The following is a 24,711-nucleotide window of genomic DNA, read 5'->3' on the forward strand; positions in this document are numbered from 1 at the left end:
TGATCCCTTCCCGAACTCAGAAGTGAAACCTCTTCGCGCTGATGGTAGTGTGGGGTTACCCATGTGAGAGTAAGTCATCGCCAGCTCATTATTCAAACACCCTCAACTAGCGTTGGGGGTGTTTTTTTATGCAAAAAGAAAATAAAGTTAGAAAAATAAAATTATAAAAAGAAAGGAAACATAAAAGTGAAGGCAAAATAAAACCATCTGAGGATGGCTTTAATTCAACGGGTATTGGCTACTTTATTAAGCTAGTAAGTCAAAATTAAAGTGCATCTTTTAAGTTTTTTTGGTGCTGTTTGACTTGTTTCGCGTAGCGTTTACCTTGCTTTTTCATTTTTCGATTACTATTGTAGCCAGTAGGTCCCACATTGTAATAGGCCAAAGCTTTAGGCCATTTACCCGACTGATTTTTATAATGATTTAAAATAAATGTACCACAGTTGATATTGGTATGTTCATGGAATAAATCGCCAGGACAAGTCTGCTGCCAATAACGTGGAATAATTTGTGTGAACCCAACTGCACCTGAAGGTGAAACAGCATAGGCACGATAATTCGATTCTTGTCTAATAACTGCAGCGACAAGCAGAGGATCAACATTATGTTGTTCTGCACTTTGTACAATGATTGGTGCTACACGATTTGCTGTATCAGGATGCACAGCATAAGCCTTTTGGATCCCTGTAGAAAGTTTAGCTGAGCGTTTTGCAAGAGAGCCACCTCCTAGTGGAGAGCAGGCTGCTAACGTTAAAACAGTACAACCAATACTGAATATTTTTATAGATGGATATTTTCTAAATGCATTAAAAATCATATTAAAACTATATCTGTCATTTTGGCGTATGTGAGTATATATACTGATTTTGAGGTGAGCGATTGGTTCAGTCAAGTGAACTGAAGATTTGAATTGTATCGTGTCAGCATAATACAGAGGTTTCGTTTTGTTTTATCGAATGATTGGATAAACCAATGGAGTCTGATCTATCCTTAGGTTTTAATAATATGTCAAATTGATGACAAGTTTTTTATTTAATATAAACTATTGGAATAGAACAAATAAACTGCAATTTTAAGATAAAAGTACGTACAATATCGGCTTTTTAGCACTTTGAAAATTGCTTATTGCACAGGGAGTAAGTGTGTTAGAAGTCTTTGTACAATTATGTGGTGGTATTGGCCTATTTTTGATTGGTATGACCATGATGACGGACAGCTTAAAAGATATGGCAGGGGAAACCTTGCGTATTTGGTTGTCTAAGTTCACAGGTTCACCCATTAAAGCTGTGCTTTCAGGCATCGGTTTAACTTTAATTGTACAGTCTTCTACGGCAACAACTTTAGCCACGATTGGTTTTGTTAGTGCGGGGATTCTTACTTTTGCTCAGGCAATTGGTGTCATTATTGGCGCGAATATTGGCACAACCAGTACGGGTTGGATGGTGGCATTTTTAGGTGTTAAATTTTCCATCACCAGTTTTGCATTACCTTTGCTGGGTTTGGGTGCAATGCTCAAATTATTTAGTCAGGGGCGAGTTGCATTATTTGGAATGACATTGGCAGGTTTTAGTCTGATTTTCCTTGGCATTGATATGTTGCAAGTTGCCATGTCAGGTTTTGCTGAACGTGTCGATTTATCAGTATTTTCAAGTAGATCTTTGATTGCGCTACTCAGTTTGGTTTTGGTCGGTATTATCATGACCATTCTGTTGCAATCTTCAAGTGCTGCAATTACCGCGACCTTAGCAGCATTGGCCAGTGGTGCGATTGATTTGCAACAGGCTTTAGGTTTGGTGATTGGACAGAATATTGGTACGGTGGCGACAGCCATTATTGCTGCAATTGGTTCAACTGCAAATGCCAAACGTACTGCAGCGGTTCATGTGATTTTTAACATCATTTCAGCCATTTTTGCTTTTATTATTTTAAAACCGTTATTTCTTGAGCTAACACAAAATCAACGTCTTATGGCAACATGGGACAATGTGGTGATTGTTGCTGCATTTCATACAGCATTCAGTATTTCTGGTACTTTGATTATTTTGCCTTTTATCCGTCAGTTCGAAAAACTGATTATGAAAATTATCCCAGATCAAACTCAATCGGTTTTATGTTATCTCGATCAAGCGAGTTTATCTGTGCCCGCCTTGGCTATTCATGCTGCATCAAAGGTGATTTACCATAGTTTGTATGACGTTTTGGTGATGCTAAAACTGGCTATCCAAGAGGGAAGATTACCTTCAAAAGTACGTTTATTACAGCTAGATGAAGTACTCATTCAAGTCCAACGCTATTTGGAAGAAATGTCGATTTCAGAAAATGAAGCCGATCAACAGCGTTTAATGGCGATGCTTCGTTTGATGGTGTATTTACGTGTTTTACGAAGTGATTTGGAAAATATTACTTTAGCAAAAGAAATACGCACCCAACCTGCAATTTATCAAGTTGGCTTAGATTTTGTACAAATTCTTGATGAACATCTAAAAGAAATGGATGATTTTGATGTGCATAAACATGTACTAAGTCTAAATACCGAATTATCTAATTTGAAAAAATGGACAGAAGATCAACGTGCCGAAAACCGTGAAAAAGTGCTGCAATATATTGCCGTGAATCAGCTCAATGCTGCGACAGGTTTAGAGTTGTTGGCGGCACAACGTTGGTTGGATCGCGTGATTGCGCATGCACAGCGCTTAGCTAACGTGTTGGTTGAAAATTCACGTAAACCAAGTTAATGATTTTAGGCTATTTTTTCGATAGTTACTTTTATATTTAAAAATAGCCTAAGCGAATTCACTTTTAATCTCAATCAAGCGTATAATTTGAGCATCGTTTTTTACAGTATTTTTTCAATGACTCCAGCAGCTAAACTTTTAAAAGCCAAGAAAATTCAATTTTCTATGCATGAATATGAACATGATCATAATGCTAAAAGTTTTGGTTTAGAAGCTGCGGAGAAGTTAGGCTTAGATGTCACAGAAGTATTTAAAACTTTATTGGTCAGTGATGATAAGCATTATTTTGTGGCGATTTTACCTGTCCATTACCAATTAAATCTTAAAAAAGTTGCGGCTGCTTTTCAGTGTAAAAAAGTACACATGGCTGATCCTAAAGGTGCTGAGCGTTTGACAGGTTATTTGGTTGGGGGCATTAGTCCAATTGGGCAGAAGAAACAACTGAAAACAGTGATTGATGCATCCGCTCAACAGCTTGCAACTATGTATGTGAGTGGAGGGAAGCGGGGATTAGATATTGGTTTAACACCAAGCGATTTGGCAAAAGTTTTAAATGCTAATTTTGTAGATATTGTAGATGCATGATATGTTGAACTTTATATTGTTTTGAGTCCAAAGCACACAGATGCTTGTTCTTGTATGAATGTAGCAACTATTCCTATTCGTTTCATCTCAGTGATTCTTGTTCCAAGCGACCATTTAATAACAAAAAAAGTTATCTTTAAGCAATAAATAGGGTAATTAAAAACTCGTATTGATGATTTTTTAACAAACTAAATTTTATGTTATATTAGTGAAAGTTAAGAAATTCTGAGAGGTGCAGTATGGGTAAGCGTCTTAAAGACTACACAATCGAAGATCGAAAAGCTCGTCCAATGTGTCCAGCTAAACCTATTGACTTTGGTGATGATGAGACTACCAATCGCATTATGTTAGATGCTGCTAAACGTGTAATTCGTCGGCATAAAAAAGAACTTATTGCGCTTGCTCACAAATGAGTCTAATGCCCTCAACTTTTGTCGTTGCTGTCTATTTTGATATATCTTTATTACGTTATGAGGCAGTCATTTAGAATGACTAAATTTTCTGCCTTATGACTTAATATCAGCCAAAAACTTGCGAAATCTCTCTCACATCGCAAACATAGACGAATAGTCAGATGAAGTTTACAAAACTTACAAGAGAATAGTTGAATAATAATTACAATAATATATTATAAAAACATATATTGTTTTGGGTGTTCAAAATGCATGATTATCTGCTGGCATTAATCGGTGGTGGATTGCTTGGTCTTGCAGTCGTGGGCTATTTATATGTTCATGGTCGTATTGCAGGCATTAGTGGTTTACTGGCTCAAGTATTAAATCCGCAAACGCTGTTCAAAACGCCTGCATTGTGGTTTGTGTTAGGTATTTTCATTGTGCCTTTTTTCTATGGCATCGTGGCTCAACCTAAAGTTGAATTGAATGCAAGCCCATTGATGATGATTGTGGCGGGATTGTTGGTTGGTTTCGGTACTCGTTTGGGTTCGGGTTGTACCAGTGGACATGGTATTTGTGGCATGAGTCGTTTATCTAAGCGCTCCATTGCAGCAACAGCTACCTTTATGTTAGCTGGCTTTATTACCGTTTATGTTATCCGCCATATCACAGGAGCATTCTAAATGAAAAATTTCTTAGCCTTTGTTTTCGGTGGTATTTTTTCAGCTGGATTGATTCTTTCTGGTATGTCGAATCCTGAAAAAGTTTTAAACTTCCTCGATCTTTTCGGTACATGGGATGCAAGTCTGGCATTTGTTATGATGGGTGCAATTGCGGTTGCCTTTATTCCATTCCAAAGAATTATGCGCCAAGCTGAACCAAAAACCATTTTAAATGAACCAATTGATTTGCCTAAACAAACTCAAATTGACTCTAAACTGATCACAGGTAGTTTTATTTTTGGTATCGGTTGGGGCGTTGCAGGAATTTGTCCAGCGCCAAGTCTAACCTTGATTGGTTTAGGTTATTATCAAGCAATCTATTTTATTGTTGCAATGTTGGTGGGGATTCTCATTCATCGTAAGGTTGCAGGAGCATAAGATGCACGCAGATATTCAGCATTTTTTTGATGAAAATACTAATACATTCAGTTATGTGGTAAGTGATCCTGTAACGCGTCAATGTGCCATTATTGACAGCGTGTTGGATTATGACCCTGCATCTGCGACTACTTCAACAATTCATGCCGATGAAATCATTGCTTACATCCAAAAAAATGAATTAACGGTTGAATGGATTTTAGAAACGCATGTGCATGCCGATCACCTGACAGCTTCTCAATATTTAAAAGAGCAGTTGGGTGGTAAAATTGCCATGAGCCATAAAATTTCGATTGTGCAAGAAACATTTAGTGCTATCTATAACTTGGATATCAAGTATTTCAATTCACATCAATCATTTGATTATCTGTTTGACGATCATGAAACTTTTACGATTGGTGAATTACAAGCCTATAACATCCCTACACCGGGGCATACGCCTGCTTGTTTAAGCTATGTGATCGGTGATGCTGTATTTGTAGGTGATACTTTGTTTATGCCTGATTATGGTACGGCACGTTGTGATTTCCCGAAAGGCAGTGCAGGGCAGTTGTACGATTCTGTGCAAACGCTATACGCATTGCCTGAAGAAACACGAGTGTTCTTATGCCATGATTATCTACCAGAATCACGTGAACAATATGAACATGAAACACTGCTCAAAACTCAAAAAGAGCAGAATATTCATATTCATACAGGGGTAAGCAAAGCTGAATTTATTGAGATGAGAACTCAGCGTGATGCTACTTTAACGATGCCTAAATTGATTCTGCCATCAATTCAAATCAATATGGACGCAGGTAAGTTCCCACAACCTGAGGCCAACGGCATTCGTTATTTGAAGTTGCCTTTGAATTATTTTAAATAAAATTTTAAGAAAAGTTCATCTTGTATGTTATTGCTTAGGCTCACACAAATAGCCTAAGCAATATTATAAGTTTCACCGTAAAAAGCACATATAAAATTTGATTTATAAACTCAAAACTCATTAAATAGATCAATCATTTGAATTCAAGTTTAGAGTCTATTTTATGTTGTTAAATTATCAAATCACGCAAAATCAGCCTGAATCTACATTGCCACCTTTGGTTTTTATTCATGGTTTATTTGGTAGTTTGAGTAATTTAGGCATGCTCGCACGTGCATTTCAAGAACAGCGCACCGTAATTCAATTAGATGTGCGCAATCATGGTAAGTCTGCGCATTGTGATGACATGAATTATGCAGCAATGGCACAAGATGTTTTAGAAACGTTGAACAGCTTGAATATCGAACAGTTTTCTGTGGTTGGGCATTCAATGGGCGGTAAAGTTCCAATGACTTTAGCTCCTCTGGCTGCTGGGCGTTTACAGCAATTGGTTTTATTGGATATTTGTCCTTTTGCTTATCCTGAAAATCGTCACGATCAAATTTTTACAGCCTTGTTTGCTGTGCAAGATGCACAAGTTGAAAGTCGCCAAGCGGCAATGGAAATTATGCGTGAGCATCTTCAAGAAGAAATGGTTGTGCAATTTTTGATGAAGTCATTTAGCAAAGGGCAATGGTTATTTAACTTAAATGCGCTACATGAACATTATGCCGAAATTTTGTCATGGCAGACGGTGCATAGTGATGTCAATACTTTGTTTATTCGTGGCGGTAATTCACCTTATATTGAGTTACCTGAGCATTATGCCGCTATTCAAGCACAGTTTCCTCACGCAAAAGTTGAAACAGTCGCTCATGCAGGGCATTGGTTGCATGCCGAAAAAACCGCAGAAGTATTGGCATTCATGACTGAGTTTTTAGATTAATCTTGTCTAGTATTTTGCATCATTCGATGATCTAAAATGATCTCAGTTTTTAAATCAATTTTTAAACCAATACTCCATTTGGAGTATTGGTTTTTTATTCATACTGATCTGCATAGATGAACGGTTTAGCTTTTATTCTCAACAATAAAAAAGAGCTGACGTTGAATCATCAGCTCTTTATTTTAAACTTAAGCAACCTTAATTACTTATGCTTTTTCTTCTTCATTGCCAGCAAGTTGCTTTAGCAAATGCTTTTCAAGATAGTGAATATCCATTGCTTGTTTGCAGAAGTTTTTATCTTGCAGAATCAAGTCTTTGTGCAAAGGAATGTTGGTTTTAATTCCTGTTAAGATAGTTTCATCCAAGGCTTGACGCATACGCGCAATACTGGTTTCACGATCTTTACCATGCACAATCAGTTTAGCAATCATTGAGTCGTAATACGGCGGAATGCTATAACCTTCGTAGATGTGTGAATCTACACGAACACCTGCACCACCTGGGGCATAGAAGTGTTCAATTTTACCCGGTGAAGGTACGAAGGTGGTTGGGTCTTCTGCGTTAATACGACATTCGATTGCGTGACCACGAATTTCAACCTGATCTTGCTCAATGTCTAAACCTAGACCTGCAGCAATACGCAATTGTTGTTCAATGATGTCAATGCCTGTCACCATTTCAGTTACAGGGTGCTCAACTTGAACACGTGTATTCATTTCAATGAAGAAGTATTCATCATCTTCAAATAAGAATTCGAAAGTACCTGCACCACGGTATTGCATTAACTTACATGCATTAACACACGCTTCTAAAATATCGGCACGTGCTTGTTCTGGTAAGTTAGGTGCTGGCGCTTCTTCAAGCACTTTTTGGTGACGACGTTGTAAAGAACAGTCGCGGTCATAAAGGTGAATCGCGTGACCATTACCATCAGCCAATACTTGTACTTCTACGTGACGTGGCTTTTGTAAGAAACGTTCCATATAGACCGTGTCATCACCAAACCACATTTCTGCATCACGTTGAGCCGCTTGAACTGATTCAAGCAGGGTGTCTACGCGCTCTACAATACGCATACCACGACCACCACCACCAGCAGCCGCTTTTACAATGAGCGGGAAACCAATTTCTTTGGCTTCAGCTAAAGCATTGTGTGGTGTAACGGCGTGTGCTGAACCCGGTACAGTTGGTACGCCAGCTTTACGCATTGCAGTAATTGCAGAAACTTTGTTACCCATTAAGCGAATATGCTCAGGGCGTGGACCAATGAAAATGAAACCTGAACTTTCTACAATTTCAGCAAATTCGGCATTTTCAGCAAGGAAACCATAACCAGGGTGAATGGCGTCTGCACCTGTAATTTCTGCTGCAGTAATAATTGCAGGAATATTCAGGTAACTTTCACTGCTCGCACCCGGACCAATACACACGGCTTCATCACAAAAGCGTAAGTGCATTAGATCTTTATCGGCATCAGAATAGATACCTACGGTTTTGATCCCTAAAGTTTTGCAAGCTCGGGTGATGCGCAGGGCAATCTCACCACGGTTTGCAATTAAAACTTTTTGCAACATTGTGAATCCCCGAGGTCTTAAGCGCGGTAGCGGAAGAGTGGTTGACCAAATTGAATCACTTCGCCATTTTTAACTAGAATTTCTTCAATCACGCCACTTTGAGTTGCTTCAATTGGGTTCATGATTTTCATTGCTTCAATAATACCAAGCGTTTCACCAGCAGAAACAGTTTGACCCACTTTAATAAATGGTGCTTCACCTGGGCTTGGTGCTGCATAGAACACGCCAACCATTGGAGAAGTTTCAACAGCACCACGTGGTGAAGATTTAGGTGCAGATGGTACTTCTGCAGAAGGTGCAGGCATTGCAGGAACTGCTGCCGCTACTACTGGACTGCGACGAGTTAATGCAATCGACTGATCGCCTTCTTTAACTTCAATCGCTTGTAAGTCAGATTCAATCATCAAGTCGATGAGTTTCTTGATTTTACGAATATCCATGGACAGTATTCCTAGTTTAAGATTGTGTAGTAGGTTGAATTTTTTCAAGAACAAAGTCGAGTGCTGCGGCATAGCCTTTTGCGCCTAAACCGCAAATCACACCAATGGCTTTGTCTGATAAATATGAATGATGTCTAAACGCCTCACGTGCATGCACATTCGACAAATGGACTTCAAGAAATGGAATAGCGACCCCTAACAAGGCATCACGTACCGCAACAGAGGTATGCGTTAATGCAGCAGGGTTAATAATGATATATTGTGTGCCATCTAACGCGGCTTGATGAATTCGGTCTACAATTGCGCCTTCCCAATTACTTTGGAAAGTATCTATAGAAATTGATGCTTTTTGCGCTTGTGAAATGAGCTGTTGATTTATATCCTCAAGAGTGAGGTAACCATAAACTTCGGGTTCACGCTTTCCTAGCAAATTTAGATTCGGTCCATGAATAACCAAAATGGTCGAACTCATTCCGCTTGCTCCAATAAATAATTGCAATAATACTTTGCAAGATGTCTGCAAAGTTTGCTAATTATGGCATAAAATTCCACATTTTTTTTGTAATTTGTTTAATTTGACGTAGAAAGCGTGTGCCAAAATGAGGCTCTATAATGAAAACTTTGCAGGGAATTCGCAATGTTAAAAAATTACATTTTTAGTTTTTTTTGCTGATTTTTATATTATAAAACAACTGACCAAATCTATTCATTTGTTTTCTGTAACGACTGATCAAGCGAGTGACTTGAACTGGTTTGATTCGGAATGTCAAAGCCAGAAAACAACCAACATCAATATCGCATTTCTTTATAGCATGATATTTCGTTGCTGTTTATAAAAAATGGCGATTCCATTTTTTCAGTTCATTCAAAGTAGATGACCACACAAACTGCAGTGGATCATCTAATACGTTTTGTGATCATCGTTCAAGTGGTTATGGATTCGATAGAAAGATCATTTCGATAATAAGATATTTTAAAAATTCAACTTTATTTAAATAAAACATGAGCTTAAATGGAATGCTTTGATTGATATATTTATCTATATTTTAGTCTGGAATAGATGCTCCTACGCTGCGTATTATATTTTGAGTGGGGTGCTGTTGGTTTTATGTACACTTTAATTAAGTTGTAGATTGATCACAAGACCAAGCACATGCACGATCTGCACGGATATCTACCTCATTTAAAAATATGACGTGGTATCGAACAAAAAAACGGTGATGAAAGTTTCAGCAATTTTTTCTAGCCAATGTTCTTCTACTCAATAGCCCGCAGCATCTACATCATAGATAAAATTTTAGAACGCATTGACCTTTTATTTCAAAAATCACCTTAAAAATGGCGTTATCGTAAAGTAGAGCAATATGTTCGGTATTGGCAAAAGTTAAGTGATCTTGTTCTGAATCTTGCTTTATTTGCTGTTAAAGCTCAGAAAAGCTTAATCCGTCTGTTGTTTCTCTGTTGCAGAAGGTGCTGCATCAAAACTGACAATCACTTTTAAACCTTGCGGTTGGTTAGCCTGAAATTGAAGTAGGTAGCCATATTGCTCTAATAATACTTTGACTAGAGTTAGACCTAAGCCATAGCCTTGTTTATGCGCAGATTTACGCCAAAAACGCTGAGTCAGAATGGTAAAATCATCTTCATTCAGGCTTTTGCCTTGGTCTGCAATGATCAATTGCAGGTCTTGCATATAAATTTGAATGTTTGGCGCATCCTCTGCATGCAAATAAGCATTTTGAATCAAGTTTTTCAGTACCATGTGCAACGCAGGCGCTGGAATATTAATGTGTTGTGCTACCAAACTCGCCCAATCAATCTGTAATTTCGCTGATAAATTGGGATATTCCACAGTCAGTTCCGACAAGACTGTTTCTAATACGCTACGCATATCTGCATGGCTATGTGCCGCTTGAATACCTGCTTCAGTTTGACTGAGCAATAACAGTTGTTCCAAAAGTTGTTGATAACGTTGGATGCTGCGTTCTGCGTGTTTTAAATTGTCGATGACTTTGGCTGTATCTTGGGCAGATGCGGTTTGATTCAACATCAATTGGCTCAGTTGCACATGCGTTTTAATAGCCGTTAACGGCGTGCGCAGTTCATGCGCAGCAAATGCACTAAAGTTTTTTTCGTGTTCCAGACTTTTATGTAGGCGTTCAATCAGCATCAATAAGTTATCGACAAAAGGCTGAATTTCTTTAGGAATTTTTTGTGATCTCAGTTCAATTAAATAACGAGAAGCTTCATCTAAAGATTGTTTTTTCTGAATTAAGTGGCGGGTGATGTGATCGAGCGGTAAAAACTCCAGACGGATAATCCACAAAATTAGCAAAATACAAATAATCAAAGTAAGCAGTAAAGGAATCAGTACCGACTGTAAAATTTGTTTAAGTAGGTTTTGCCGTAACTGAATTTTTTCAGCCACCACCACCTGAACTTCACCTTCACGCAGTACATAACTACGCCATTGCAGTCCATTTTCTGTCCATGTGCTGAAACCGACTTGTTGGTTTTTTAAATTTTTCGGTGCGCCTTGAGTGCGTGCAATCACATGCTGTGGTAATGAAACATCGGCACGGAAAATAGAGACTTCACAAGCAATTAAACTATGTAGCAAGGCATTTTCTGATTCGGCATGCAAACTTTCTGTGAGTTGTTCTAGGGGCAGTTGCTGAATCAGGCGGGCGACCATACGGGCTGAGGTAGAAAGTCGTTCATCCAGCGTATTTTGTAAGCGTTGTTCCAAGTCATGGTAGAGCCATGCAAAGACAATCACCCACAGCAAAATAAATGCACAGCTGATGGTCGATACCAAACGCCATTTCAGACTGTAGTTTTTCATGTCAGCAGCTCAGGTTTAAAGATGTAGCCGACACCACGCACCGTTTGAATAAAATCGGGGTGGATTTTATGCCGTAAATGGTAGATATGCACATTTAAGGCATTGCTTTCGATACTGTCTTGAAAGCCATACACTTTATCTATCAGTTCTTCATTTTTTAAGATTTGGTTCGGATGCCGTAAAAAGGTTTCCAATAGGCTATATTCACGGCGTGAAAGCTGAATGTTTTGTGAATGCCAACTGACTTCTTGTGTATCGAGGTTCATGTGTAACTGACCACTTTGCAGTTGGTTCGATGAATAACCACGATGACGGCGGCTTAATGCATATACACGGGCAATCAGTTCATTTAATTCAAAAGGTTTAGTTAGGTAGTCATCTGCTCCTAAGTTGAGCGCCTGTACGCAGTCTTGAGTATGATTCCGCGCGGTTAATACCAATACTGGAATATGAATGGCATCTTTACGCCAGTTTTCGAGTAACTGTAAACCATCTTGGTCAGGCAGACCTAAATCGAGCAGGCACAGATCTACCGCACTATGACGTATGAAGTAATCGGCATCGCGCGCGTTATTCACGTGTTCGACTGAAATACTTAAAAATTCGAGTGCTGCCACAATACTTTGGGCAATATAAGGATCATCTTCCACCAAAACGACGAACATATTTGCTCCTATACCACAGTCAGCCCAATATATGACACATCTCGATCACGCCACAAATTTAGATTAGGCACCTACAATGCTCAAGTTTACAAAGAAAAATCTTTATTAATGTTCTCTTAATCTACACTTACCGATAATACAGTCAGTTTTTTAATTTTTAGTATAAATACATGATTTTTATTCGCGTCATTGCTTATTTTGTGTTGAGTCTGTGTGCGGTGTGGGTCAATGCTGCCAATGAATTTTTAGCGTCCGATCAAGCTTTTAAGTTTCAGGCGACGTCATTGTCTGAACAAACGGTTGAACTGAAATGGGATGTCGCACCGCATTACTATTTATATCACGATCAATTCAAAGTCAGTCAGGCTCAAAAGCCGCTTGCTTTTAAATTGCCTGCAGGGCAGGAAAAAGATGATCCGACTTTCGGGCTGACACGTGTGCATTATGGGCAAGTGACAACACAGATTCAGGTGAAGCCTAATCAGCAATATCAAATTACTTGGCAAGGCTGCGCTGAAGATGGTTTGTGTTATCCCGTACAGCGTAAAACGATTCAAACCGATGCCGATGGTTTATTGCCACAGCATAATTTAAGTGCGGGCAAAGGTAATTTACTTCAGCAACTCAATCAGAATAATCAGGCTGCTTTAAACACTAACTTAAATGATGCAGATAAGCATCAAGCCAATGGTTCTAGTACACAAAAACAAGTTACGACAACTGCAAATACTGTAACGACAAAAGAACTCAAACTTGAACAGCAAACGCTAGAAAACAAAGCACAGCTTGCTGAAAATGCGGTTGCTGTAACACAAGCTGATCCTAAACTTACCCCTGAATCAGTAGAAAACGTTGATTTAGCAAATTCCTTAGAGATTGAAAATACAGATACGGCATTGACAGACAATACATTCGCTGCATCAGCCAATTCAAGCAATACGGAAACAGCCAGTAGTACGAGTCTGAATCAGCAATGGAACAATGATCAATTTTTCCTGAATTTATTGTCTGGGCAAGGGTTGTTACTGAATGCGTTTATCTTTTTAGGTTTTGGGGTATTACTGGCTTTTTTACCGTGTTCATTGCCGCTGATTCCAATTCTTTCTGGCATTTTGGTGCAGCGCAATACAGGCTATAAAGCGGCAGCAATTGCGATCACCTTTATCGTCAGTATGGCGCTAGTCTATGGCTTGATGGGCGTTGTTGCGTCACACATTGGTTATAGCGTACAGCGTTGGTTCCAAAATCCCGTAGTGATTGCAGTTTTTGCTATGTTGTTTGTGCTCTTTGCTTTAAACCTGTTTGGACTGTATCAGTTGTCATTACCACAAGCAGTGTTACAGCGTTTAGATCGTATTCAGCAATATCAAAAAGGCGGTACTTTATTGGGTGCGGGCGTTATGGGGGTGATTTCTGCACTGATTGTCGGGCCATGTATGAGTGCGCCTTTAGCGGGAGCATTGCTGTACGTCTCACATTTGGATCAAGCAGCATTGGGTGGTTTATATTTGTTCCTGCTCGGTTTAGGTATGGGAATTCCTTTACTTATTGCCAGCGTGTTTGGCGCGAAATATTTGCCAAAGCCAGGTTTGTGGATGGAACGGCTAAAATTTAGCTTTGGTTTTATCATGTTGGCAATGGCTTTGTATTTTGCTCGTCCGCTATTTTCTGTGACTTGGTACTATGTTGCTTTTGCTGTGGTGTTATTTGCCTTCGCTGCATATTTAATTGCAATTTTGCGCCACGTGTTACATCGTCCACAGCGTTTTTCGTTATTGGCTTTGGTGGCAGTAATCGCCAGTAGTGGAATTTGGCATGTCAATCAGAGTATTGCCAGTGTCAATGCGCAGGTACAAGCAGACCAATTACAGCCATGGATCAAAGTACGCACAGAACAAGAGTTGAATGCAGCTTTGGCCGCACATGCTCATCAAAAGATTGTGATTGATGTCTATGCCGATTGGTGTGTGGCGTGTCAGCCGATTGAGCGTGATGTGATTCCTCGTACCGATGTGCAAGATGCTTTAAAGCATGTGGTGCGGATTAAACTCGACTTAACCGAACAGCATCCTTCACAAGATGCCTTATTGAAAAAATGGCAGATTTTAGGGCCGCCAACGTTGTTATTTTTGGCAGATCCACAACGGGAACAACGTGAATTGCGTCTAACAGGTGCTTATAACGCAGCGCAATTGATTCAAAATATTCATCAACTGCAAGAGGCTGCGCCATGATTCAATCCGCAGTCTTGCAGTTAGGCATGTTGATGATTCCATGGCCATTGGTGTTTTTATTGCTAGGACTGATTGTCGTCTTTGCAATGGGTAAATTTTTTCAGCGTCGTTATACATGGAATGCACAGACTTGGACAGGTTATCAGGATGCATTATGGAATGCGCTGTGGATTGGTGCTTTAGTTGGGCGGGCAGTTTTTGTGTTGCAGCATTATGAGCTGTACTTTGCCAACCCGATTGATATTTTAAAAATTCAGGACAAAGGCTTTCATCTGATTGCCGCAGTTATGGCAGGTGTGGCGTGGTTTGTCTGGAAAAATCGCGCTATTCAACGTGTTGTTCTGGCATGGGCAGTTGCGCTCTTTATTACAGTACAAGTTGTAGGTTGGAGTCTTATCCAACCTTTGCAGACGCAGCATGCCTATCCCAATCTAGTATTGCACAACCTAGCGCAACAACCTCAAGATTTAGCTCAATTTTCAGGTCAGCCCACCGTGATTAATCTCTGGGCGACTTGGTGTCCAGTTTGTCACCGTGAAATGCCTGTTATGCAACAAGCACAGCAAGATTTCCCTGAGGTCAATTTTGTATTTGCCAATCAAGGCGAATTTGCAGCAGAGATTCAAGCCTATTTACAGAAACATCGATTTCAGTTTGAACACGTGTTATTAGACCCTGCAGCTCGTTTAGGACAACACTTCAATATGTTCGGTTTGCCAAGTACTTTGTTTTTTAATGCACAAGGAGAATTGGTCGATCATCACATGGGTGAATTGACCAAGCCGATGCTGCAGCATTATCTGAAAAAAATACAAGCGAATCCATAAACGCGCTCTTAACGATTTGAAAGAAAACCCGCCGTGAAGCCAAAATTAAGGACAATCAATATGACATCTAACATCAAAAATAACATGCTGAAACTGGCGATAGGTATGAGTCTTGCCAGTAGTGTGAGTATGCTGCAAGCACAGGACAGCTTAAAACAGCACATTGAAAAAGAAGGTTTTAAGTTTGTGCAGCAAATTCAGGCACCTGCACAAATGACAGGTTGGGCAGGGCATATTGAACAAAGTCCTGCGACAGTGTTTATTTCCAATGATCAGAAATACTATATTGTAGGCACTTTGTTTGATGCACAAGGCAATAATTTAACAGTTGATGCCTTAGACCGTTATGTGAAAAAGTCGGTACTTGAAGATGTGTGGCAAAGTCTGGAACACGCCACTTGGATTCAGGATGGGCAAACCAGTGCTGAAAAAATTGTCTATGTGTTTTCAGACCCGAATTGTCCGTATTGTCATACCTTTTGGAAGCAGGCACGTCCGTGGGTGGAATCTGGAAAAGTTCAGTTAAGACACATTATTGTGGCGGTGATCCGAGCTGAAAGCAAAGGGCAGGCGGCGACTTTATTAATGGCGAAAAACCCACAGCAGACCTTTAATGAGTTCCATCGTCAATACGGACAAAAAAAGCTGATCGAGCAAAAAACTGTGCCTGTACATGTAGAAAAAACCTTAGAACAGAATCAGGCACTGATGGATAAATACGAGTTCTTTGCCACACCTGTTGTGCTTTGGAAAAATAAACAGGGCGAATTACAGTCGGTACAAGGAATGCCAAAATCTATGAAAGATGTGTTTGAGTGATTTTAAAAATTTCCGAGCAAATATCTAACTGAATATTCAAATCTAAAGCGCAAAAAAGCTTGCTCTAATTGCATTGGAGCAAGCTTTTTGATGTAAAAGATTCAGTCTTTTATTTCTGAATACGAATCGCAAATTGAATGACGTGGGATTTGCCCTGATGCAGTTTGCCTTCTGAGCGTTCTACATCGCCCACAAAGAAATGAATCAGATGATCGTGTTTAAAATGGCTTAAAAACTCGATAGGATCGTACAGCATTTCTACTGCACGTGGGCCGCCCGTTTTATATTCTAGCTGACGAGTAGAATACAGCTCACCAACAAATAAACCGCCGTTGACCAAAGTTTCGCGCACGCCATTTAACACTTTTTGCTGTGTTTCAGGGTTAAAGTGACCAAATACGCAAATCACGTTGTCATATTGATTCGCTGGCCAATTCACCTGACTTAAATCTTGCTTTCGTGTATTTAGACTTAAACCACGTTGCTGTGCATAGCCTTGGGCCTTATCTAAAGCAACTTGCGAGTAGTCCCACAAATCTGCTTCAAATGCTTGCCGATTGGCTTGTGCCAAAGCGGCCAAATATAACAAGTTACGACCTTCACCTTCGGCCAAGCCCAAAGTTTTGCCGTGAATAGGCAGTTTTTGCGTAATGTCCTGAATGAACGCATTGGCTTGTTCACCATAAATATGGTCATGTTGGCTATAGCGTTCATCCCATTCATTATGGATATTTGACATAGTTTCGACTCGGTAAATAATTTGATGCTGTTATTCGGCTGTAGATGGAGAAAACTCTTTAAATGCTGCCACGGCGTTTGCGGCATACATGAGTGATGGGCCACCGCCCATATAAACAGCAATACCTAAAATTTCATTCAATTCTTCAAAAGTCATGCCCATTTTGACCAAAGTTCTGACGTGAAAACCGATACAACCATCACAGCGTTGTGCCACACCAATTGCAAGCGCAATAAACTCTTTGGTTTTGGCATCAATTACGCCGTCTTTCATCGCAACTTGTGACAGGGCATTAAAGCTTTTAAGTAAATCGGGAGATTGTTCTTTAATGGATTTGATATTAGACGAAATTTCAACAGTGAGTTCGGTATATTTCATGTTGTTTCACCATCAAGCAGATTAGAACCTAAAGACAATATACCATACATTTAAATATATTATATTTGTATATATTAATTAGCAACTTTGCTTAAATTCAGTAAATCTGTATTTATAGCATTATCAATTCACCCAAATCACTTTATAATGTTGCCGCATATTCTGGAGTCGCTGTTAAATAGTTGCGATGACTTCAAACCTCATTTTTAAGTCTTATTCTCCCTCTTGATTCGGCTTATAAATCAATATTTTATAATTTTGTGTCTGAGTAGGCACATACAATAGGTGCCTGCATGGAAATTAAAGTCAATTATTTAGACAACTTGCGTCTTGAAGCTAAATTTGACGATTTTACCGTCATTGCCGATCAGCCCATCCGTTATAAAGGCGATGGTTCTGCGCCAGGCCCATTTGATTATTTCCTTGCGTCATCTGCATTGTGTGCTGCGTATTTCGTGAAGGTTTATTGCCAATCACGTGATATTCCAACCGATAATATCCGCTTATCTCAAAACAATATTGTCGATCCTGAAAACCGTTATAAACAGATTTTTAAAATTCAGGTGGAATTGCCTGCAGATATTTCTGAAAAAGACCGTCAGGGGATTTTACGTTCTATTGACCGTTGTACCGTAAAGAAAGTCGTGCAAACAGGCCCTGAGTTTGTGATTGAGCAAGTCGAAAGCATTGATGCCGATGCACAAGCTTTGCTGATGCCGAACTTGACTTCATCTCAAGCGACTTTTATTGCTGGTAAAGATTTACCGCTTGAAGAAACTATTGCCAATATGTCGGGTATTTTGGCAGGTTTGGGCATGAAAATTGAGATTGCCTCATGGCGTAATATCGTGCCAAATGTCTGGTCATTACATATTCGTGATGCGCAATCGCCAATGTGTTTTACCAATGGTAAAGGCGCAACCAAAGAAAGTGCATTAGCATCTGCTTTGGGTGAATTCATTGAACGTTTGAACTGTAACTTCTTCTATAACGATCAGTTCTGGGGTGAAGAGATTGCCAATGCCGAATTTGTGCATTATCCAAATGAAAAATGGTTTAAGCCTGGCCCAAATGGTGAATTGCCTAAAGAAATTTTAGATGAATATTGCTTAGAAATTTATGATCCTGAAGATGAGTTGCTGGGCACACATTTATATGACACCAACTCAGGCAATACTGAACGTGGTATTTGTTCATTGCCATTTGTGCGTCAATCCGATGGTGAAACGGTATATTTCCCATCAAATTTAATTGAAAACTTATATTTAAGTAACGGGATGAGTGCAGGTAACACGCTTGCAGAAGCTCAAGTGCAGTGTTTATCTGAAATTTTTGAACGTGCAGTGAAGCGTGAAATTATTCAGGAAGAAATGAGCCTGCCTGATGTACCGCAAGAAGTTTTGGCAAAATATCCAAGTATTGTGGCAGGTATTCAGGCTTTAGAAGAACAAGGTTTTCCAGTATTGGTGAAAGATGCGTCTTTAGGCGGTCAATTCCCTGTCATGTGTGTGACCTTAATGAACCCGCGTACAGGCGGTGTTTTTGCTTCGTTTGGTGCACATCCAAACTTTAAAGTCGCTTTAGAGCGCAGCTTAACTGAACTATTGCAAGGGCGTAGTTTTGAAGGTTTAAATGATTTACCACAGCCGACCTTTAGCACGAATGCGGTAACTGAGCCGAATAACTATGTTGAACACTTTATTGATTCTAGTGGTGTAGTGTCTTGGCGTTTCTTTAGCGCGCAGGCAGACCATGAATTTGTAGAGTGGGATTTCACCAACAATGGTCAATATAGCAATGTCGAAGAAGCTGAGGCTTTATTTGCGATTTTAGAAGAAATGGGCAAAGAATCCTATATGGCGATTTATGAACATTTAGGTGCAACTGCTTGCCGAATTTTAGTCCCTGATTATTCAGAAGTGTATTTGGTAGAAGACCTGATTTGGGATAATACCAATAAAGCTTTGCTGTACCGTGAAGACGTTTTAAATCTGCACCGTTTGGATGATGAGCAACTTGAAGCTTTAGTTGAGCGTTTGGAAGAATGTGAGCTAGATGACTATACCGAAATCAAAACCTTAATTGGCATTGAATTTGATGACAATACCGTTTGGGGGCAGCTCACTATCCTCGAATTAAAATTGTTGATTTATTTGGCATTAGAACAGTTTGAAGAAGCGAAAGATTTAGTCGAAGCATTCTTACAATACAACACCAATACCGTAGAACGTGGCTTGTTCTATCAATGTATGAATGTCGTGCTTGAAGTTATTTTAGATGATGAAATGGATATTGCCGATTATGCTGTCAATTTCCGCCGTATGTTTGGCAATGAACGTATGGATGCAGTCATGGGTTCTGTTGAAGGCACAGTACGTTTCTATGGTCTAACCGAAACCAATATGCAGCTTGAAGGTTTAGATCGTCATTTACGTTTAATCGACAGCTACAAAAAACTGCATAAAGCACGTGCCAAGTTTGTTGGGCTGAATAAAGACTAATCTTGCAGAAGTAGAACGCTGTTCTGATTTGAATCACCGTCCAAGAAAAAGACTCGGCTTTAAAAGTCCGAGTCAGGTATTATGGCAACAACATGGTGTTGCATTTCAAATGCTATCTAAGATTTGCTGTTGCTATAGGAAAGGCAAAATAATAACCCTCGTTGTTGAGGGCTATTTCATTTAAGCGAGATGGTCACGAACAAATTGAGGATCTAAAATAAACAATTTAATCAGTGATTGAGCTGCTCCTGAAGGTCTTCTAACACCTTGCTCCCAAGATTCCAATGTACGTTTAGAGATACCTAAAATTTTAGCAAATTGATCTTGAGTGAGTTCAGACTTTCTTCGTGCTAAAGCAACATCTGTTTCATTGATCACAGTTTTTCTTGCTGCGTTATTAGCAAGCATTTGTTTAACGCCTTCTAATAATTCAACATTTAAGTCTCGTTTTGCTTCTCGAGCTTCCAATTCTTTGTCACTTAATAAACGACTCATTTCAGTAACTCCGCTAATTGTCTAAGTGTCTTTTTCTCAAGTTGGGTAATTGTGTCTTTACTATATAAGGTCAATAACCAAATTTCGCCATTTGCTAAACGGTTGTAATAAATTACACGAACACCACCTTGTTTACCTTTACTCTTTCCACCCCATCGAATTTTACGAACGCCGCCAGTATCAGGTTCTACATCTCCTGCTGTAGGGTTCTCGGCAATGAAAATTTTAAAGTCATTGTATTGTTCTTCAGTCCAATAGTAGGGATATTCATTGGTAAAAAAAGTAGTCTCACAGATGGTATACATCAAACACCTTTATACTACTTTGTAGTGTTTAATTGTATACTACTTTGTAGTACTTTTAAGCATTAAATTAGGTCTCATATTGTGAGCTTTTTTAGCCCAATCAAATCACTGCTAATCACCAAGCGCCAATAAACCTTCCCAGCTAAAATAATTCGGGCTTAAATGGCTGCGCTGCATCGCCCAAGTTCGATCTTGCAATTTACATGCTCCAATGGCGAGTTTTTGCACACCAAATTTATTTTTCACGGTATCCAACACTTGCTGTAATTGTTCCTGTTTTTCAATGGCGTCAGTATCTGTAAGCAGGTCGTGAATATAGCTTTGTTTGGGTTCAAGTCCCTTTAAAATCACACCACATTTTTTAAAGGCAATTCCTTCCTGAAATAGCGTTGTCACATGCTTCATCATGGCTTTGTTCATGAGCAAAGCAGAATCTGTTGGCTCATTGAAAGCAATAGTGACCGATTGATTGTAAAAAACTTGGCGCGGATCAAAACGGTTAGATTGCGCAAAAATGATCATACAACCACATAAACTTTTTTCAGCTCTGAGCCTTTGCACAGCAGATTGTAAATAATCGCTCAGTGCTTCCGAAAGTGCATGAATGTCGGTGACTCGTTGTCCAAAAGAACGTGAGCTGATGATTTGATGTTTACTGGCTGTGGTTTGTTCTAGTTCAATACACGGCGTACCTGTTAGCTCCAATATGGTTTTTTTCATTAAAATTGAAAATTTACGTTGCATTTGCTCAGGATCACTAATTGCTAAATCAAATACAGAATGAATCTTTAAAGCATGCAGTTTTTTGGCAAGTTTTCGACCCACACCCCAGACTTCAGCAACATCAATGTGTTGAAATAAGGCTTCTTTGCTACATAAGTCCATATGGAGTAAATTACACACGCCGTTGAAATAGCGGTTTCGCTTAGCAAGATGATTGGCTAGTTTGGCTTCAGTTTTACTTTGACCAATACCAACACAAACAGGAAGAGCCAGCCATTTCCACAAGGTTGTTTTAATTTCCTGTGCAAGTGCGTTTAAATCGCGCTGAGAATATGAACTCAACTCAATAAAAGTTTCATCAATCGAATAAATTTCAACATCTTTGGCACTGACAAATTCTTGAATAATATTATTAAAACGTCTGGACATTTCTGCATAGAGCGCATAATTACTTGAAAAGACCGCAACATCATGTTGTTGAATTAATTCTTGAACTTGGTAAAAGGGCACAGCCATTTTAATGCCAAGTCGTTTGGCTTCTTCGGAACGTGACACCACGCAGCCATCGTTATTGGAAAGCACCACCACAGGACGATGATTCAGGTGTGGTTGAAACAACCGCTCACAGCTCACATAACAATTATTAATGTCAATGAGCGCAAAAACTTGCTCTAAAGCTTTCATGACTATTTTACTTATTCGGCTTTTTTATGCATTATTGTGGTGTTTAAACCATCAGGTTTTTCAAATTCCACGTGACCACAGCAAACACTTCAAAAGTTTGCCCATCTTTCAGGTAAATGCTGTCGTAGTCGGGGCTTTCTGCCTTGAGCCAAGCTTCGGGCAAAGTGGCAGGGTCGTAGTCTTCACCAAAATGTTCAGCCAATTCACTTTTGGACATTTTGGCTGTAATCATCAAGCGTTTAATAGTCAGGTCTTTTTGGTCGATTAATGCAACCACAATGCTGCGGTGTTTGGCTTCTTTACTGCGATCTACCAGTACAATATCGCCGTATTCAAGCCCTGCATTCACCATAGAGGTAGTGCGTACCACATTTAAAAAGGTCGCATTTTCATTAGAAATAAGATATTCATTCAGATCAATATTTTTATCAATATAGTCTTGAGCAGGCGAAGGAAAACCTGCAGGAATGGATTCTATTGTTACGGGAAGATGCAGCGTTTTTCTTTTAGCAAGCGCTTGAAAATCATGCTGATTCAGCAATTCAATTTGTTCAAGCAGGGCATTCAGGCTAGGGCTGGGTTTACCATCGCTGCCCATGATTTTTTGTAATGACGCCCAAGCAGCGTCAGAGAAGTAAATAGGTAACTTCTTAGACATGAGATTACTCCTACGCAACGAGGCGTGTTTGAAGTGAAATTTGATGTGTTGATAGCATAGCTGAAAACATGATTAAGATTCAATCTACGTGGATAATTGATTGCTAGATATAGATCACACTCTACGATTGCATAGCTATACAAACACAAGCCTTTCCGTTAGGATTTTTCTATCGCAGCAGCATATTTAGAGATTGGCATGCATATTGTTGAAGACATTTATTTAACGAAAGAAGAAGTTGAATCTTTACTGTTGGGATTAATCAATTCACAACTTGAACCTGAGTTTTTAATGCAGGATTTCATTAAACATCAGGTCTGGTCTTTGGCTGAATATTTTAAGCAAAATACTGAACATGAAATTGATTTTGCGCAAATCAGTTGCCCGATTAAAGTCAAAGCGGAATATCAAAATCATCGTTTAAAACGTCATTTTCTGGTTGAGTTTCATCTGACCACCACACCTTTTTTTAATTATGAGCCAGAAGAAAATAGCGTGGCTTACTCCTACATGATGAAAGATTTTTATCTGACCGATATTATTTTTTATGATGCCTATACGGGTGAAAATTTGCAGGCTTGGATGCAAAAAAGATTCGTGATTTTGCAGGGTGAACGTGAAATAGAAGTGAATTCATTGTCATGGTATGCAGATTACAATTTGCCGCAAGTTACACAAAATATGGTGTCTTTTGTGAGTGAAGCTGCTTATGACACAGGTTTAGATCAGATTGTAGATGAAGTGAATTTGCGTTTACGACAAGCCAAGACCGTTAATTAAATAGCTATCATCTATCTAAAAAATGATTATTTGAGATGGATGGCAGGGAATATACGATTACACAATGCTGATCAGGTTAAGGAATATCGAAAATGACCACAATCACACATGATTTAGGTCATGGCATGGGGAATGACTGGGAATATAAAGATTGGGCACATCTGACTGTCTCAGAATTACACAACCTGCAACCGTATTACCCATGCTTGCAAGGGGGTATTCAAATTCTGTGGTGCAGTCCGCGCCCATTTTCATCAGCCGCAGTGATTGAAGTCACGCAGGATGCAGTCAGTACAGATAAAATAGGAAGTCGCTCGTATTTCATTAAACGCAGTCATCGTTCATTTCGTAATGCGCAAGATATTTTGCAAGAGCATGCTTTTTTGCGACATTTAGCCAGTAAAAACATTCCTGTTGCGACATTAATTGCCTCGAATTGCGGACTGACCGCTTTAGAAATGGGCGACTGGACTTATGAAGTCTACGAAAAAGCAGCAGGTTTTGACTTATATGTCGATCAGCAATCTTGGACGCCGTTTTTCTATACAGAACATGCTGCAAAAGTGGGAAGTTTGCTTGCCAAATTGCATGTCGCCATGCAGGATTTTCCTGAGTTACATGGCAGATCGGCGCGTTATTTGGTATCGAATCAGCAGCTTTTAGAAAGTGAAAATATTGTAACGGCTATTCAGCAACGTATTCAAAATAGCCCTGAATTGAGCCGTTATTTTGCCGATAAAAACTTAGACGCCGTTTTTTTAGAGCGTGTATCTCAGACGCATCATAAAATTAAGCATATATTGCAGCAGACCACTAAAATTTGGACGCATAATGATTTGCATGCTTCCAATCTGTTTTGGTCTGCGCAAAGTGCCGATGCCAATATTACAGCGGTAATTGATTTTGGTTTATCAGATCGAAATTCAGCGCTTTATGACCTTGCGGTCACGATTGAGCGTAACTTTATAGATTGGCTGGCTTTAGAACATACATCACAAATCAATATTGACGAAGCGGGTTTAAGCGCGTTTTTACAAGCGTATTTTGCAGAAATACATCCACAACAAGACTTTAGTATTTTGCCAGAGTTGCTAAAAATTGTGCATTTGGATTTCGCATTTTCAGAGCTTGAATATTTTGTCGGAATTACCCAAAACCTGAAACATGCCGATGCTGCTTATTATGATTGGATTGTTGGACATGTAAATTGGTTTTTTGCAGAGCAAGGACAGCAATTTACCCAGACTTTTACTCGATTAATTCAACGCGAATTGTCATAATCTGCACAGCTAAATGCCTCAAGCATCACCTCTTATTTTAATGCAAGGTTTCGTATGTACAATCGTAAATTCAAACAGAATGTATTAACTGCGTCTTTAAAAACCATCATTCTGTCACCGCTGTGTTGGGCACCTTTGGTTTATGCAGAAAATGGC

Annotated in this window: 25 protein-coding genes and 1 rRNA gene; 14 read left to right on the plus strand and 12 right to left on the minus strand. The window is 39.3% G+C overall.

Annotation, left to right across the window (positions count from 1 at the left end):
* A 5S ribosomal RNA gene (gene rrf / locus FTT70_RS12210) occupies positions 1-86 on the plus strand; the annotation flags it as partial.
* Positions 87-265: 179 nt separating this feature from the next.
* On the opposite strand, the gene FTT70_RS12215 is transcribed toward rrf, so the two are convergent.
* Positions 266-817, minus strand: a complete 552-nt coding sequence (locus tag FTT70_RS12215) for a lytic transglycosylase domain-containing protein (RefSeq protein ID WP_004973862.1) — start codon at positions 815-817, stop codon at positions 266-268.
* Between the two features lie 325 nt (positions 818-1,142).
* Here FTT70_RS12215 and FTT70_RS12220 point away from each other — a divergent pair, with 325 nt between their 5' ends.
* The 7 genes from FTT70_RS12220 to FTT70_RS12250 all read left to right on the plus strand — a co-directional run bounded on the left by FTT70_RS12220 (position 1,143) and on the right by FTT70_RS12250 (position 6,608).
* Positions 1,143-2,735, plus strand: coding sequence for a Na/Pi cotransporter family protein (locus FTT70_RS12220; RefSeq protein WP_180168658.1), 1,593 nt, complete (start codon positions 1,143-1,145; stop codon positions 2,733-2,735).
* 117 nt (positions 2,736-2,852) lie between these two features.
* Entirely contained in the window at positions 2,853-3,320 is a 468-nt protein-coding gene (gene ybaK / locus FTT70_RS12225; RefSeq protein ID WP_180168659.1) for a Cys-tRNA(Pro) deacylase, read from the plus strand.
* A 239-nt stretch (positions 3,321-3,559) separates the two neighbouring features.
* Positions 3,560-3,733: a hypothetical protein gene (locus FTT70_RS12230; protein WP_004973856.1), complete on the plus strand. Its 174-nt coding sequence runs from the start codon at positions 3,560-3,562 to the stop codon at positions 3,731-3,733.
* A gap of 248 nt (positions 3,734-3,981) precedes the next feature.
* On the plus strand, positions 3,982-4,398 hold the full coding sequence (locus FTT70_RS12235) for a YeeE/YedE family protein (protein ID WP_004973854.1): 417 nt from the start codon (positions 3,982-3,984) through the stop codon (positions 4,396-4,398).
* A complete protein-coding gene (locus tag FTT70_RS12240; RefSeq protein ID WP_004973852.1) occupies positions 4,399-4,815 on the plus strand; it encodes a DUF6691 family protein in 417 nt (138 codons plus the stop codon).
* A 1-nt stretch (position 4,816) separates the two neighbouring features.
* Positions 4,817-5,683 (plus strand): MBL fold metallo-hydrolase, encoded by an 867-nt coding sequence (locus FTT70_RS12245; protein ID WP_004973849.1) that lies wholly within the window; start codon positions 4,817-4,819, stop codon positions 5,681-5,683.
* A gap of 163 nt (positions 5,684-5,846) precedes the next feature.
* Entirely contained in the window at positions 5,847-6,608 is a 762-nt protein-coding gene (locus tag FTT70_RS12250) for an alpha/beta fold hydrolase (RefSeq protein WP_180168660.1), read from the plus strand.
* A 206-nt stretch (positions 6,609-6,814) separates the two neighbouring features.
* On the opposite strand, the gene accC is transcribed toward FTT70_RS12250, so the two are convergent.
* From accC to FTT70_RS12275, 5 genes are all read right to left on the minus strand, one after another.
* Positions 6,815-8,182 carry an acetyl-CoA carboxylase biotin carboxylase subunit gene (gene accC, locus FTT70_RS12255; protein ID WP_004973841.1) on the minus strand — a complete coding sequence of 456 codons (1,368 nt, stop codon included), beginning with the start codon at positions 8,180-8,182 and terminating at the stop codon, positions 6,815-6,817.
* Positions 8,183-8,199: 17 nt separating this feature from the next.
* Positions 8,200-8,622 (minus strand): acetyl-CoA carboxylase biotin carboxyl carrier protein, encoded by a 423-nt coding sequence (accB, locus tag FTT70_RS12260; RefSeq protein WP_004973838.1) that lies wholly within the window; start codon positions 8,620-8,622, stop codon positions 8,200-8,202.
* Between the two features lie 16 nt (positions 8,623-8,638).
* Positions 8,639-9,094, minus strand: coding sequence for a type II 3-dehydroquinate dehydratase (aroQ, locus tag FTT70_RS12265; RefSeq protein ID WP_096902340.1), 456 nt, complete (start codon positions 9,092-9,094; stop codon positions 8,639-8,641).
* A gap of 966 nt (positions 9,095-10,060) precedes the next feature.
* Positions 10,061-11,467, minus strand: a complete 1,407-nt coding sequence (locus FTT70_RS12270; RefSeq protein ID WP_104851943.1) for an ATP-binding protein — start codon at positions 11,465-11,467, stop codon at positions 10,061-10,063.
* Positions 11,464-12,132 (minus strand): response regulator transcription factor, encoded by a 669-nt coding sequence (locus tag FTT70_RS12275; protein WP_104851944.1) that lies wholly within the window; start codon positions 12,130-12,132, stop codon positions 11,464-11,466. The genes FTT70_RS12270 and FTT70_RS12275 overlap by 4 nt, the downstream gene beginning before the upstream one ends.
* Before the next feature lie 170 nt (positions 12,133-12,302).
* On the opposite strand from FTT70_RS12275, the gene dsbD reads away from it, so the two are divergent.
* The 3 genes from dsbD to dsbG are packed head-to-tail and all read left to right on the plus strand — an operon-like array spanning position 12,303 to position 16,012.
* Positions 12,303-14,366, plus strand: coding sequence for a protein-disulfide reductase DsbD (gene dsbD, locus FTT70_RS12280; protein ID WP_180005938.1), 2,064 nt, complete (start codon positions 12,303-12,305; stop codon positions 14,364-14,366).
* On the plus strand, positions 14,363-15,193 hold the full coding sequence (locus FTT70_RS12285) for a TlpA disulfide reductase family protein (RefSeq protein WP_104851946.1): 831 nt from the start codon (positions 14,363-14,365) through the stop codon (positions 15,191-15,193). Before dsbD ends, FTT70_RS12285 begins: the two co-directional genes overlap by 4 nt.
* 60 nt (positions 15,194-15,253) lie before the next feature.
* Positions 15,254-16,012 (plus strand): thiol:disulfide interchange protein DsbG, encoded by a 759-nt coding sequence (gene dsbG, locus FTT70_RS12290; protein ID WP_167846000.1) that lies wholly within the window; start codon positions 15,254-15,256, stop codon positions 16,010-16,012.
* Between the two features lie 109 nt (positions 16,013-16,121).
* Here dsbG and FTT70_RS12295 read toward each other — a convergent pair whose 3' ends face one another.
* Entirely contained in the window at positions 16,122-16,751 is a 630-nt protein-coding gene (locus FTT70_RS12295; protein WP_180168661.1) for a class I SAM-dependent methyltransferase, read from the minus strand.
* A gap of 30 nt (positions 16,752-16,781) precedes the next feature.
* Positions 16,782-17,129, minus strand: coding sequence for a carboxymuconolactone decarboxylase family protein (locus FTT70_RS12300; protein WP_180168662.1), 348 nt, complete (start codon positions 17,127-17,129; stop codon positions 16,782-16,784).
* A 293-nt stretch (positions 17,130-17,422) separates the two neighbouring features.
* Between FTT70_RS12300 and FTT70_RS12305 the strand changes: the two genes are divergently transcribed.
* Positions 17,423-19,630, plus strand: a complete 2,208-nt coding sequence (locus FTT70_RS12305) for an OsmC domain/YcaO domain-containing protein (protein WP_154320753.1) — start codon at positions 17,423-17,425, stop codon at positions 19,628-19,630.
* 180 nt (positions 19,631-19,810) lie between these two features.
* On the opposite strand, the gene FTT70_RS12310 is transcribed toward FTT70_RS12305, so the two are convergent.
* The 4 genes from FTT70_RS12310 to FTT70_RS12325 all read right to left on the minus strand — a co-directional run bounded on the left by FTT70_RS12310 (position 19,811) and on the right by FTT70_RS12325 (position 22,495).
* The gene (locus tag FTT70_RS12310) at positions 19,811-20,125 is read right to left on the minus strand and encodes a DNA-binding transcriptional regulator (RefSeq protein ID WP_004973819.1); all 315 of its coding nucleotides are present in this window, start codon (positions 20,123-20,125) and stop codon (positions 19,811-19,813) included.
* On the minus strand, positions 20,122-20,430 hold the full coding sequence (locus FTT70_RS12315) for a transcriptional regulator (protein WP_180168663.1): 309 nt from the start codon (positions 20,428-20,430) through the stop codon (positions 20,122-20,124). The genes FTT70_RS12310 and FTT70_RS12315 overlap by 4 nt, the downstream gene beginning before the upstream one ends.
* 111 nt (positions 20,431-20,541) lie before the next feature.
* Complete coding sequence (locus FTT70_RS12320; RefSeq protein WP_180168664.1) at positions 20,542-21,837, minus strand: Y-family DNA polymerase; 1,296 nt, start codon at positions 21,835-21,837, stop codon at positions 20,542-20,544.
* 43 nt (positions 21,838-21,880) lie between these two features.
* A complete protein-coding gene (locus FTT70_RS12325; RefSeq protein ID WP_096902350.1) occupies positions 21,881-22,495 on the minus strand; it encodes a LexA family transcriptional regulator in 615 nt (204 codons plus the stop codon).
* A 198-nt stretch (positions 22,496-22,693) separates the two neighbouring features.
* On the opposite strand from FTT70_RS12325, the gene FTT70_RS12330 reads away from it, so the two are divergent.
* The gene (locus tag FTT70_RS12330) at positions 22,694-23,275 is read left to right on the plus strand and encodes a hypothetical protein (RefSeq protein ID WP_004973810.1); all 582 of its coding nucleotides are present in this window, start codon (positions 22,694-22,696) and stop codon (positions 23,273-23,275) included.
* A gap of 92 nt (positions 23,276-23,367) precedes the next feature.
* Positions 23,368-24,555, plus strand: coding sequence for a phosphotransferase enzyme family protein (locus FTT70_RS12335; RefSeq protein WP_004973800.1), 1,188 nt, complete (start codon positions 23,368-23,370; stop codon positions 24,553-24,555).
* Positions 24,556-24,711 lie beyond the last annotated feature (156 nt).

It is taken from the genome of Acinetobacter sp. YH01003 (assembly GCF_013420525.1).
In the GTDB taxonomy this organism is placed as follows: domain Bacteria; phylum Pseudomonadota; class Gammaproteobacteria; order Pseudomonadales; family Moraxellaceae; genus Acinetobacter; species Acinetobacter towneri.

Excerpts from the sequence above, each read along its gene's own strand:
- FTT70_RS12325 (WP_096902350.1), bottom strand. The coding sequence starts at position 22,495 with ATGTCTAAGAAGTTACCTATTTACTTCTCTGACGCTGCTTGGGCGTCA.
- aroQ (WP_096902340.1), bottom strand. The coding sequence starts at position 9,094 with ATGAGTTCGACCATTTTGGTTATTCATGGACCGAATCTAAATTTGCTA.
- accC (WP_004973841.1), bottom strand. The coding sequence starts at position 8,182 with ATGTTGCAAAAAGTTTTAATTGCAAACCGTGGTGAGATTGCCCTGCGC.
- FTT70_RS12235 (WP_004973854.1), top strand. The coding sequence starts at position 3,982 with ATGCATGATTATCTGCTGGCATTAATCGGTGGTGGATTGCTTGGTCTT.
- FTT70_RS12315 (WP_180168663.1), bottom strand. The coding sequence starts at position 20,430 with ATGTATACCATCTGTGAGACTACTTTTTTTACCAATGAATATCCCTAC.
- FTT70_RS12335 (WP_004973800.1), top strand. The coding sequence starts at position 23,368 with ATGACCACAATCACACATGATTTAGGTCATGGCATGGGGAATGACTGG.
- FTT70_RS12240 (WP_004973852.1), top strand. The coding sequence starts at position 4,399 with ATGAAAAATTTCTTAGCCTTTGTTTTCGGTGGTATTTTTTCAGCTGGA.
- ybaK (WP_180168659.1), top strand. The coding sequence starts at position 2,853 with ATGACTCCAGCAGCTAAACTTTTAAAAGCCAAGAAAATTCAATTTTCT.
- FTT70_RS12275 (WP_104851944.1), bottom strand. The coding sequence starts at position 12,132 with ATGTTCGTCGTTTTGGTGGAAGATGATCCTTATATTGCCCAAAGTATT.
- FTT70_RS12230 (WP_004973856.1), top strand. The coding sequence starts at position 3,560 with ATGGGTAAGCGTCTTAAAGACTACACAATCGAAGATCGAAAAGCTCGT.
- FTT70_RS12305 (WP_154320753.1), top strand. The coding sequence starts at position 17,423 with ATGGAAATTAAAGTCAATTATTTAGACAACTTGCGTCTTGAAGCTAAA.
- dsbD (WP_180005938.1), top strand. The coding sequence starts at position 12,303 with ATGATTTTTATTCGCGTCATTGCTTATTTTGTGTTGAGTCTGTGTGCG.
- FTT70_RS12270 (WP_104851943.1), bottom strand. The coding sequence starts at position 11,467 with ATGAAAAACTACAGTCTGAAATGGCGTTTGGTATCGACCATCAGCTGT.
- FTT70_RS12330 (WP_004973810.1), top strand. The coding sequence starts at position 22,694 with ATGCATATTGTTGAAGACATTTATTTAACGAAAGAAGAAGTTGAATCT.
- FTT70_RS12285 (WP_104851946.1), top strand. The coding sequence starts at position 14,363 with ATGATTCAATCCGCAGTCTTGCAGTTAGGCATGTTGATGATTCCATGG.
- FTT70_RS12245 (WP_004973849.1), top strand. The coding sequence starts at position 4,817 with ATGCACGCAGATATTCAGCATTTTTTTGATGAAAATACTAATACATTC.
- FTT70_RS12295 (WP_180168661.1), bottom strand. The coding sequence starts at position 16,751 with ATGTCAAATATCCATAATGAATGGGATGAACGCTATAGCCAACATGAC.
- FTT70_RS12310 (WP_004973819.1), bottom strand. The coding sequence starts at position 20,125 with ATGAGTCGTTTATTAAGTGACAAAGAATTGGAAGCTCGAGAAGCAAAA.
- FTT70_RS12300 (WP_180168662.1), bottom strand. The coding sequence starts at position 17,129 with ATGAAATATACCGAACTCACTGTTGAAATTTCGTCTAATATCAAATCC.
- accB (WP_004973838.1), bottom strand. The coding sequence starts at position 8,622 with ATGGATATTCGTAAAATCAAGAAACTCATCGACTTGATGATTGAATCT.
- FTT70_RS12215 (WP_004973862.1), bottom strand. The coding sequence starts at position 817 with ATGATTTTTAATGCATTTAGAAAATATCCATCTATAAAAATATTCAGT.
- FTT70_RS12320 (WP_180168664.1), bottom strand. The coding sequence starts at position 21,837 with ATGAAAGCTTTAGAGCAAGTTTTTGCGCTCATTGACATTAATAATTGT.
- FTT70_RS12250 (WP_180168660.1), top strand. The coding sequence starts at position 5,847 with ATGTTGTTAAATTATCAAATCACGCAAAATCAGCCTGAATCTACATTG.
- dsbG (WP_167846000.1), top strand. The coding sequence starts at position 15,254 with ATGACATCTAACATCAAAAATAACATGCTGAAACTGGCGATAGGTATG.